This is a genomic window from Promicromonospora sp. NPDC059942, assembly GCF_042731755.1.
GTDB lineage: Bacteria > Actinomycetota > Actinomycetes > Actinomycetales > Cellulomonadaceae > Promicromonospora.
Window position 1 is genome coordinate 117700 of sequence record NZ_JBHWLR010000010.1, and the last position, 9842, is coordinate 127541.

The window sequence follows — 9842 nt, forward strand, 5'->3', positions numbered from 1 at the left end:
TACCGCAATAGGGAAGAAGGGAAAAACGCCGGGGGCTCGCAGGGGATGCCGCACTCCCCCCGCGCCACCCCCCCCCCCCGGTTCCGGTCCTGTCAGGGCCCGCAGGGGGCCGGGAACCGAGATGGGGGGAATCGTGCGCGAGGTGTCGTCCAGGCGCAGGTTGATACCGGCGATCGTCGCGGCGACCGCCATCGTCGCGCTCGTCGTGGCCGCGATCACGGTGGTGGAACAGGCTCTGCCTGCCGCGCCGGCCCCGCGGGGCGAGGACTCGCGGGCGTCGGGCAGCGCGCACGTGCGGTGCGCGGAGAACGAACCGGTCACGGAGCAGCTGCTCAGCGGTTCCACGTGGACCATGTGCTGGCGGATCGACGCCAGCCGCGGGCTGGTGCTCGACGACGTGCACTTCACGCCCGCCGGCGACGAGCCGGTGCAGGTGCTCGCCGAGCTGTCCATCGGGCAGCTCGAGGTGCCGTACGACACCGGCCTGCGCAACACCGAGGACATCACGACCCAGGGCTTCGGCGGCAGCCACATCATGACGCTCACCGAGCCGGAGTGCCTGGGCGAACGGCTCGAGACGTACGTGCCGAAGATCGGCGACGGCTCGATGGGCGGGGGCGGTGAGCGCCGCGCCGTGCTGTGCCAGGAGGTGGTCGACGGCGGGATCGCGTACCGCAGCGGCGACACGACGGGCACCGAGGTGGCCCGCCGCACGGACCTGCGGCTCTCCACGATCTCGAAGGTCGGCTGGTACGAGTACGTCAGCCAGTACACGTTCGGCGGCGACGGCAGCATCCGGTCCGACCTCGGCGCGACCGGCGACCTGTCGCCCGAGGACTACGGGGACGACCCGGCGCACGGCTGGCCCGTCGGCCCCGGCGACACGGACTACGCCACGAGCCACTCCCACAACGCCGTCTGGCGGGTGCACTGGGCGCTCGGCGGGCAGGGCGGCCAGGTGGTGGAGCAGTACGACGCCGCGCCGACCGGCGAGGTGGGCCCGCGGGCGCCGCTGGTCGAGGGGGCCCTGACCCGGATCCCGCGCGAGGGCACGGCCACGGCGGCCGACCGGCGCTGGTGGCGCGTGGTCAACCCCGACGTGCTCAACGCGGACGGGCACGAGATCTCGTACCAGGTCGAGCTGGGGGCGACGACGCCCTTCCAGCTCACCCAGGACCACCACCACGACGGCCCGGCGGGCGGCGACGACGGCGGTTACGCGATCGCGTTCACCGAGGCGGACGACTGCCAGCTCTACGCGACGGCCAACAAGGAGGGGTCCTGCGGGTCGGGCGTGCTCGACTTCGCGCAGGACGAGGCGGAGCTGTCCGACGTCGTCACGTGGGTCGCCGTCGGCTTCCACCACGTGGCGCGCGACGAGGACCAGAGCCCCATGGAGATGCACTGGCAGGGGTTCACGCTGACGCCGCGCGACCTGACGGCGCAGCGCGCCGACCCGCCGTCGGCCCGCGAGAAGGTGAACGGAAAGCCGGACGCGCACCCGGCCGACTGACCCGCCGTCCCCGTCCCGCCGAGTCAGCGGGGTGGTCCGACCAGCCGGCTGACTCGGCGATTCCGGACCCGCGAGTCAGCCGGGTGGTCAGGGTTTCCTGGCCTCGACCAGGGTGCGGCGGCTGTGGCAGACGAAGGACCCGTGCTCCGCGATGTGGTCGTACAGCGCGCGCAGGCGGTCGCGGTACCTGTCGACCGTGAAGTCGGGCACCGTCCACAGGACCTTGCGCAGGAAGTGCACCACCGCGGCCAGGTCGAAGAACTCCACCCGCGTCCGGGCGTCGCGCACGTCGACCACGTCGAGCCCTGCCCCGGTCACCCGCCCGCGCAGCCGCTCCACGTACCCGGCGTCGCCGTTCGCCTGCGGGCCCATGAGGAACTCGTACAGCTCCCGGTTCGAGCCCGACCCCACCTCCTGGACCAGCAGCGTGCCGCCGGGCGCCAGCACCCGCGCCGCCTCGGCGTACGGGAACGAGACGGGGTGGCGGCTCACGACGAGGTCGAACGCGCCGTCGTCGTAGGGGAGCGGTGCGGCGCCGTCGTCGACCAGGGTGACCACGCCGCCGAACGGCGCCAGCGCGGCGGACGCCAGCCGGTGGTTCGGCGCCCAGCCCTCGACGGCGCGGACAACGCCGGGCACGCGGGCCGCCCGTGAGAGGGCCTCGGCGAAGACCTCGCCGCCGCCCGTGTCGACGTCGAGGGCCGCGTCGGCGCGACCCAGGCGCTCGCCGCACAGGCGCACGTAGCCCCACCCGGGGCGCTCCTCGGTGGCCCGGCCCGCGAACCAGGAGAAGTCCCAGCCGTCGGTGGGGACGGCGACTCCCTCGGCGATCTGCTCCTCGAACGTCATGCCGGCGAACGTAGCCCGGGGGATCCCCCGTCCACCAGCGGAAATCCCCCGACCGGGGGAGGGGCGACCCGGGCCGCGGACGGGAGCGTGGAGGCATACCGCACCACCGACCGGAGGGAACCGTCATGTCACGCCTCACGCGCGCCACGCTCCTCGGCGCCACCATCGCCAGCGGCGCCGCGGCGCTGCTCGGCATCGCCTGGATGTCCGGGCTCCTGCCCACCCTGTACGACGGCGCGGACACCGCGCTCCTGGCCCGCTTCGTCCGACCCGACGTCGTGACCACCGTGCACACCGTCGCCGCCCTGGCCGGGGTGGCGACCGGGATCGCGGCTCTCGCCGGCGCCCTCGGCGCGCGGGGACGGGCTTGGGCCGCCGCGCTGCAGCTGCTCGTGTTCGGCCTGGTGCTGCAGAGCGCGGGCACGCTGTCCACCGTGGGCTACCTCGTCGCGATGGCGATGCCCGTCGCGATCGTGGTGCTGCTCGTCCAGGTCGTACGCCGGTACCGGGTGGCGCGCTGGGCCGTCGGGGTGCCGCTCCTGGCCGCGCTCGCCGTGGGCGGGTTCCTCGCGCGCGACGCGCTCGCGGGCATCGCGGCCCTGCTGGGCGCGGGGCTCGCCGCCCAGCAGACCGTGCTGGTCGCCGCCCTGCTGTTCATCGCCGTCGGGAGCCTCTGGGCCGTCGTCGGCGTCCAGGCGCTGGCCGGCACGTCCGTCCTGGAGCGCGCGACCGCCTGGGTGGTGCGGCACCGCCGGGCCATCACGATCGTGGCCGCCACCGGCCCGCTCCCGTACGCCCTGGTCCGGCTGAGCTGGCTCACCCCGTGGCCCCAGTTCGGCGAGGGCCTGGACCTGTCCACCCGGATCTGGGGCCTGACGCTGTCCAGCGGCGCCTGGCTCGGCGTCTTCCTCACTCTCGGCCTGATCCGGCCGTGGGGCGAGGTGTTCCCGCGGTGGATGCCGGGCCTGGCGGGACGCCGGGTGCCGATCGCCGCGGCCGCCGTGCCCGGCGGCCTGATCGCGGCCACCGTGACGTTCACGGCCGTCCCCATGCTGATCATGTTCGGCGAGCAGTCCCTGGCCCAGGGCCTGTGGGGCGCGATCATCTTCCCCTGCTGGTACTGGGGTCCGGCCCTGGCGCTCGCGGTCTGGGGCTACGTGGCGCACCGGGTCGAGGCCGAGCGGGTCGAGGCCGGCCGAGCCGAGGCCGGTCCGACGGCGGGGCTCGAACCCGGTGCGGCGGGCCGGGACCGCGTCGCCGCCGTATGACCTGGCGGGCGGCCCCGGCGACCGGAGAGGATGACGGCATGCAGGCGACGACGCGGCACCTCGCGCGGTACCTCGCCCGGCGGTTCGCCTGGCACATGCTCGGCGCGGCGATCGGGCTGGCCCTCGTGCTGCTCGTGTACAGCCTGCTGTTCTCCGCGGTCACGGAGCCGCCCGCGTGGGTGGTCGTCGTCGTGGCGGTCGCCGCCGCCGTCGGGCTCGGCCTGGTCCCGGGCGCCCGGGAGCTGGAGGTCACGGCCGCGCGCGCCCTGCTCGACGTCGACGCCGAGCTCGTGGTCCCGGCCCGGCCCCGCCTCGCCCACCGGGTCCGGACAGCGGGCTGGGTGGTGCTGCACCTGGTGACCGGGATGCTCGTCGCCGTCTGCCTGTTCGCCGTGCTCCCCGGCGCGGTGCTGATCGCCGTCGAGACGGTGGCCGGGCGCCCGTTCGGGTCCGGGTTCCCGCTGCCGACCAGCGCGGTCGAGGCGGTGCTGCGGCTGGCGGCGTGCGCCGTCGTCGGGCTGCTGGCGCTCGCGGCCACCTGGCCGCTCGGGGCGGCGGCCTCCGCGCTCGCCGGGCGGGTGCTCGGCCCCACCGCGCACGACCGGATGGAGACCGCGCTCGCCCGTGCCGGGCGCGAGGCCGAGCACACCCGCCTCGCGCGGGAGCTGCACGACGGCATCGGTCACGCCCTGACCGTCGTCAGCGTGCAGGCGGCGGCCGGACGGCGCGTCGTCGCGGCCAACCCCGACGCGGCCGCCGAGGCCCTCGCGGCCATCGAGGACACGGCCCGGTCGGCGCTCGCCGAGCTCGACCAGCTCCTGGCCGTCCTACGTGACGACGCCGACGACGCCACGCCCCTGGCGCTCGCGCCCGCCCTGGACGACGTCGTGCAGGCCCACCGCCGCGCCGGCCTCGACCTGAGCGCGAACGTCGACCTGCCGGCCGGGCTGCCCGCCCTGCTGAGCCGCACGGTCCAGCGGATCGTCACCGAGGCGCTCACCAACGCGCACCGGCACGGCGGGCCCGGACCGGTGCGGCTCAGCGTGGGGCAGGACGGCGAGCGGGTGCTGATCGAGGCGGTGAACCCTGTGCGCGCAGGCGGGCGCCCGGGGGTTCCGGCGTCCGGGCGCTCGGCCGGCGGGCGGTCCGGCGGGCGCGGCCTGGCCGGCGTCCGGGAGCGGGTCGCGCTGTTCGGCGGCACGGCCGAGGCTGGGCCCGACGGCGACCGCTGGGTGCTCCGTGCGACGCTGCCCTGGGCATCGCCGGCGGGAGACCCCGGCGGTTCCGCTGCCGGCCCGTCCGCCGTCGGCCCGCCCGCCGTCCGCCCCGACCGGAAGGAACCCGATGCCTGACGCCCCCGTGCGGGTGCTCCTCGCCGACGATGAGCCGCTCGTCCGCAGCGGCCTGCGCCTCATCCTGGACGCCGAGCCCGACCTGGAGGTGGTGGGGGAGGCGGGCGACGGCGCGCGGGCGGTCGAGCTCGCGCGGAGCCTGCGGCCCGACGTCGTCTGCATGGACGTGCGGATGCCGGGCGTCGACGGCCTGCGCGCGACCGAGCTGGTGCTCCGGCTGCCGCAGCCGCCCCGGGTGCTCGTGGTGACCACGTTCGAGCACGACGGCTACGTGCTCGACGCGCTCACGGCCGGCGCGTCGGGGTTCCTGCTCAAGCGCGCCGGGGCCGACGAGATGGTGCAGGCGGTCCGCACCGTCGCCGTCGGGCAGAGCCTGCTGTACCCGCAGGCACTGCGCGACCTGGTGCGCACGCGCCCGCGCGCGACGGCGGGCGCGCCTACGCTGACGCCGCGCGAGCGGGAGGTGCTGGCGCTGGTGGCGCAGGGCATGACGAACGCGGAGATCGCGACGGCGCTCGTGGTCGGCGTCGAGACGGTGCGCACGCACGTGGCGTCCGTGCTGGCCAAGCTGCAGGCGCGCGACCGGACGCAGGCCGTGGTGCTGGGCTACCGGGCGGGGCTGGTGGAGCTGTAGTCCCGCGTCAGTCGTGGGGCAGGACCATCTCGATCTCGTCCGGGAACGGCGCGTAGTCCGAGGTCTTGCGGCGGCCCGTGCGGTGCCAGCCGAGGTGCTCGTAGAAGCCGATCGCCTGGTCGTTGTCGGCGAGGCACCACAGCCGGGGGTCGTCCATCTCGGCGACCGCCACGTCCATGGCGGCCCGGGCCAGGCCACTGCCCCAGTGCGAGGGGTGCACCGCGAGGTGCCGCAGCAGTCGCTCGTCGTGGGCGACGAAGCAGGCCAGGCGGGCACGGTCGGCGTCGTCCAGGACGTGGACGCGGACGCCCGGCTCGACGAGCGCCGCCTGCCACTTGGCCAGCACCTCGTCGGACGGGAACGGGTACATGCCCGGCGGGAAGATGTGGCCCAGCGCCGCGATCCCAGCGGCGCGCTCCACGTCCAGGAGCGCCTGCGCATCCTCGGGCGTGGCCTGCCGGAACCGGTTCTCGACCATTGCCCCAGAGTACGGCTCCACTTCACCCCGGGCACCACCGCTGAGATTTGCGTCCCGGACCTGCACGGGAGCGGGCGAAAATTGCCGTGCAACATTTTCCCGAAGTGCTGTGACCTCGGTGCGGTTCGCGCGTCAAGGGTGCATGACGAACACAGCATTCAGCGCGGTGATGTCCCGCCTCTCGGCGCTCGACACGCTCTCGCTGCGGGTGGAACAGGACTGGCTCGCCTTCGGCCTGGACCGGGTGGACGTGCTGGTCATCGAGATACTGACGGTCAACGAGCTCACGGCGCTGCCGCTCGTGACCCGGTACCGGCTGACGCCGGTGGAGCCGGAACCGGGACGGGAGCTGGGCCTGACCAGGGTCTGGACCGGTTGGCTCGGGGACGCCTCGGACGTGGTGCCGGTCGCGATGCGGCTCACGCTCGCGGCGGGCGAGAGCTCGTGAGGCCGGTCAGCGGGGCAGGTGCGCCTCGATCTCGTCGATGATCGCCGGGTCGTCCGGCAGGGTCTTCGGCGCGTAGCGACGCACGTCGCCGCCGGGCAGCACCAGGAACTTCTCGAAGTTCCAGCGGATCTTGCCCGAGTGCCCCGTGGCGTCCTCCGTCTTCTTGAGCTCGACGTAGAGCGGGTGCGCGTGGCGCCCGTTCAGCCGGATCTTGTCGAGCACGGGGAAGGTGACGCCATACGTCATGGAGCAGAACTCGGCGATCTTCTCGTTCGAGCTCAGCTCCTGCAGGAACTGGTTGCTGGGGAAGCCCAGCACCGTGAAACCCCGGTCCTGGTACTTCTTCTGCAGCTTCTCGAGGGTCTCGTACTGCGGGGCCAGGCCGCACCGCGAGGCCACGTTCACCACGAGGACGACGTCCTCCTTGTGGTCGGCCAGCGAGATCTCGGTGCCGTCCATCGTGTGGAAGGGAATGTCGTAGAGGGTCACCCGGACATCTTCCACCCGTTGTCCGGGTCAACGGAACCCTGCGGCGCCCCTGGACCCGTCAGGGCAGGGTCCTGGCGCCGACGCTTTCGATCCATCGTTGTTCGTCCGGCGACCACGTGGCCGGGTGGTCAGGTCCGATGATCAGGGGATCGGCGAAACGCGCCACCGATCCGAGCAGCTCCGAGAGGCTCTCCGGGAGGTCGGTTCTCTCGACCCGGCGAACCCAGCGGGTCCACCGCTCCTGACCGACGGCGGCGAGGCCGCCCACCGCAGCGGCGAGCGGGAGCAGCTCCACCTCGCGGTACTGCGCGACCTCGCGGATGGATGACCTGAGGGTCTCCTGGTCCAGCCGGTGCTGACGAGAGATGGCGTGCACGTCGGCGAAGTCGCGCCAGCGAGTGTTGGCCTCACCGCGTTCGACCGCCGTCACGATCTTCTCCGCGAGCACCATGGTGAGCGGATAGCCGAGCACGAGCACCGGGTCGGTGTCGGAGTTGAGCAGCCTCGGCACCTGTACGAGCTTCGGTGCGGGCCAGATGGGATCGCCGAAGCTCACGTCGATGCCGATCCGCAGGCGCGCGGTCCCGAGCGCGCCGGAGATCCTCAGCCGTACCCCGGTGTACTGGTCCTCGTCCCGGATCTCGCTCGCACTGATCGACATGACGTCGAACGAGACGCCGTCCGGGAGCGGGATCTCGCAGATCGTCCTGAGCCGTTCGGTCACGCTGGCGATGTCGTTGGCGAGCCGGGTCGCACTCAGATCGAGGTCCTTCGTCGGGCGGCGGAGCGCGTAGGCGGCGAGCAACGCACCGCCCTTCAGTACGAAGTCGTCCCGGAACTCGGACAATGCCATCCGCGCGAGCAGGCACTCGAGCGCATACAGCGTCTGCAGCTCCTGGACGTCCCTGCCCTCGCCGCGAGCAAGCGTGCGGAGCGCGAGCGTCGCGTCGGCCTCGGGTGTGCCCCGTCGGACCGCGCGGTTCACAGCAGCACCTCCAGGACGCGGCGAATCTCGGGGCGGGCCGTGGGGAACCTCTCCGCCATCGCCAGGAGGCTCCCTGGTCGGCTCGTCCGGCGTCCCAGCCACGCCTTGAGCGCGCCCACCGCGAGGTCCTCGCCGTAGGCATGGCGCAGGCGGAACAGGTCGATGATCGTGCGCTCCGCGCCGTACAGGCCGATCGACAGCCCGCCGGGCAACGGGTAGGTCTCACGCCCGACGTCGAACGTGGCCTTGGCGAAGAAGTGCCAGGTGACCGGGGCGAACTCGGTCCTCAGGGCCCGGGCGGGGCGGGGCAGCGCCAGGTGGCTCGACGTCGGGATCTCGTCCGTCAGATCGTGGATGCCGGCAGCGCTCATCAGGCAGATCGTGACGTCCGGGCGCCGGGTGGTGAGGGCTAGCCACGCTGCGACGGTGTCGTCCACGGCGCCGGTCGGGACGTAGGCGCCTGGTGCGATCCGTTCGTATTCGCCGGACGCAGCCAGCTTCTCGACGGCGCGCCGGGACGGTGCGCTGCCGCCGGCGGTGGACCCGGGCCGGATCAGGACTCGTCGTGTGGCAGTCATCGTGCCTCCGTACCAAAATGTCGACAGGTATACCGTACCTGTCGACATTTCTGTACGTCGAGACGTCCGTCCGCCCATCGGGGCTCAAGCACTACGACAAGGCTAGGCAACTATTGGTGATGGGCAACCTGACATCTACGACTGTGATGCTCTGGGCGGCGGCGCGGGTTAGGTTGACGGCGTGAAGCGCACGCCCGGCCCCGCCAAGCACCGGCCTCCGCTGCCCGTGCGGGACGGGCTCAACCCCACGCGGATCGTGCTGCCGCACGACCCCGACGTCGTCGTGCGGTTCCCGTACGCGCTCGACTACCTGCTGGACAGGTTCCGCGACGACGCGGACCGGCTGTTCGAGAAGCTCGCCCTGGGCGAGGTCGTGACGGGGCACGGCGAACCCCTCACGCCGACGACGCCGTACGAGCCGCGCGGGTTCCTCTACCTGTACCGCGACCCGCCCGCCCACGAGGACCGCATCCCGTTCGAGCCCGAGGTGCTCCACCGGGACGAGAACCTGCTGGTCGTGGACAAGCCGCACTTCCTGGCGACGATGCCGCGCGGTCGGTGGGTGCGGGAGACGGCGCTCGTGCGGCTCCGGGTCGCCCTCGACCTGCCCGAGCTCTCCCCGGCCCACCGGCTCGACCGCGGCACCGCCGGCGTGCTCGTGCTCACGGTGCGGCCCGAGGTGCGAGGCGCATACCAGGAGGCGTTCGCCCGCCGCGAGGTGCGCAAGGTGTACGAGGCGGTGGCGCCGCTGCCGCCGTCCGACGGGCGCCTGGCCCTGGGCGAGCCCGTCACCCTGCGCAGCCGCATCGTGAAGCGGCGCGGCGTCACGCGCGCCGAGGAGGTGCCGGGGGAGCCGAACGCCGAGTCGCTGATCACACTCTCCGCCGTCGACGAGACCCGGGGCCTCGGGCTGTACCGCCTGGAGCCGCACACCGGCAAGACGCACCAGCTCCGGCTGCACATGGCGTCGCTCGGCCTGCCGATCCTGCACGACCCGTTCTGGCCCGAGCTGCGCGCCACCGACCCCGACGACTTCGACCGGCCCCTCCAGCTCCTGTCCCGCTCCCTGGAGCTCACGGACCCGCTGTCCGGCCTGCCGCGCCGCTTCGAGTCCCGCCGGTTGCTCAGCGAATGGGCCTCCCGGACATCCCCGAACGTGTCAGACGCTCAGGTCCCCTGAGGGACCTGAGCGTCTGACACGTCCGCCAGGATCTGACAGGTGCAAGAATCTGTGCGATACGGCCCCCC

General features: G+C 73.3%; 11 protein-coding genes. 6 read left to right on the top strand and 5 right to left on the bottom strand.

All coding sequences use genetic code 11. The annotated features are described in order from the left end of the window. Positions 1-121: 121 nt before the first annotated feature. On the top strand, positions 122-1513 hold the full coding sequence (locus tag ACFV9Q_RS17605; RefSeq protein ID WP_377235438.1) for a copper amine oxidase: 1392 nt from the start codon (positions 122-124) through the stop codon (positions 1511-1513). 87 nt (positions 1514-1600) lie between these two features. Here ACFV9Q_RS17605 and ACFV9Q_RS17610 read toward each other — a convergent pair whose 3' ends face one another. Beyond that, a complete protein-coding gene (locus tag ACFV9Q_RS17610) occupies positions 1601-2362 on the bottom strand; it encodes a class I SAM-dependent methyltransferase (RefSeq protein WP_377235439.1) in 762 nt (253 codons plus the stop codon). 125 nt (positions 2363-2487) lie between these two features. Here ACFV9Q_RS17610 and ACFV9Q_RS17615 point away from each other — a divergent pair, with 125 nt between their 5' ends. The 3 genes from ACFV9Q_RS17615 to ACFV9Q_RS17625 are packed head-to-tail and all read left to right on the top strand — an operon-like array spanning position 2488 to position 5616. Then, a complete protein-coding gene (locus ACFV9Q_RS17615; RefSeq protein WP_377235440.1) occupies positions 2488-3630 on the top strand; it encodes a hypothetical protein in 1143 nt (380 codons plus the stop codon). A 38-nt stretch (positions 3631-3668) separates the two neighbouring features. After that, entirely contained in the window at positions 3669-4982 is a 1314-nt protein-coding gene (locus tag ACFV9Q_RS17620) for a sensor histidine kinase (RefSeq protein WP_377235441.1), read from the top strand. Continuing rightward, a complete protein-coding gene (locus tag ACFV9Q_RS17625; RefSeq protein WP_377235442.1) occupies positions 4975-5616 on the top strand; it encodes a response regulator in 642 nt (213 codons plus the stop codon). The genes ACFV9Q_RS17620 and ACFV9Q_RS17625 overlap by 8 nt, the downstream gene beginning before the upstream one ends. Before the next feature lie 7 nt (positions 5617-5623). On the opposite strand, the gene ACFV9Q_RS17630 is transcribed toward ACFV9Q_RS17625, so the two are convergent. Next, positions 5624-6094: a GNAT family N-acetyltransferase gene (locus tag ACFV9Q_RS17630; protein WP_377235443.1), complete on the bottom strand. Its 471-nt coding sequence runs from the start codon at positions 6092-6094 to the stop codon at positions 5624-5626. 142 nt (positions 6095-6236) lie between these two features. On the opposite strand from ACFV9Q_RS17630, the gene ACFV9Q_RS17635 reads away from it, so the two are divergent. Beyond that, a complete protein-coding gene (locus tag ACFV9Q_RS17635) occupies positions 6237-6542 on the top strand; it encodes a hypothetical protein (RefSeq protein WP_377230378.1) in 306 nt (101 codons plus the stop codon). Positions 6543-6548: 6 nt separating this feature from the next. On the opposite strand, the gene ACFV9Q_RS17640 is transcribed toward ACFV9Q_RS17635, so the two are convergent. The 3 genes from ACFV9Q_RS17640 to ACFV9Q_RS17650 are packed head-to-tail and all read right to left on the bottom strand — an operon-like array spanning position 6549 to position 8594. After that, positions 6549-7031: a glutathione peroxidase gene (locus tag ACFV9Q_RS17640; protein WP_377235444.1), complete on the bottom strand. Its 483-nt coding sequence runs from the start codon at positions 7029-7031 to the stop codon at positions 6549-6551. 58 nt (positions 7032-7089) lie between these two features. Then, positions 7090-8016: a nucleotidyl transferase AbiEii/AbiGii toxin family protein gene (locus ACFV9Q_RS17645; protein WP_377235445.1), complete on the bottom strand. Its 927-nt coding sequence runs from the start codon at positions 8014-8016 to the stop codon at positions 7090-7092. Then, positions 8013-8594: a hypothetical protein gene (locus tag ACFV9Q_RS17650; protein ID WP_377235446.1), complete on the bottom strand. Its 582-nt coding sequence runs from the start codon at positions 8592-8594 to the stop codon at positions 8013-8015. Before ACFV9Q_RS17650 ends, ACFV9Q_RS17645 begins: the two co-directional genes overlap by 4 nt. A gap of 181 nt (positions 8595-8775) precedes the next feature. On the opposite strand from ACFV9Q_RS17650, the gene ACFV9Q_RS17655 reads away from it, so the two are divergent. Further along, entirely contained in the window at positions 8776-9774 is a 999-nt protein-coding gene (locus ACFV9Q_RS17655; RefSeq protein ID WP_377235447.1) for a pseudouridine synthase, read from the top strand. Positions 9775-9842 lie beyond the last annotated feature (68 nt).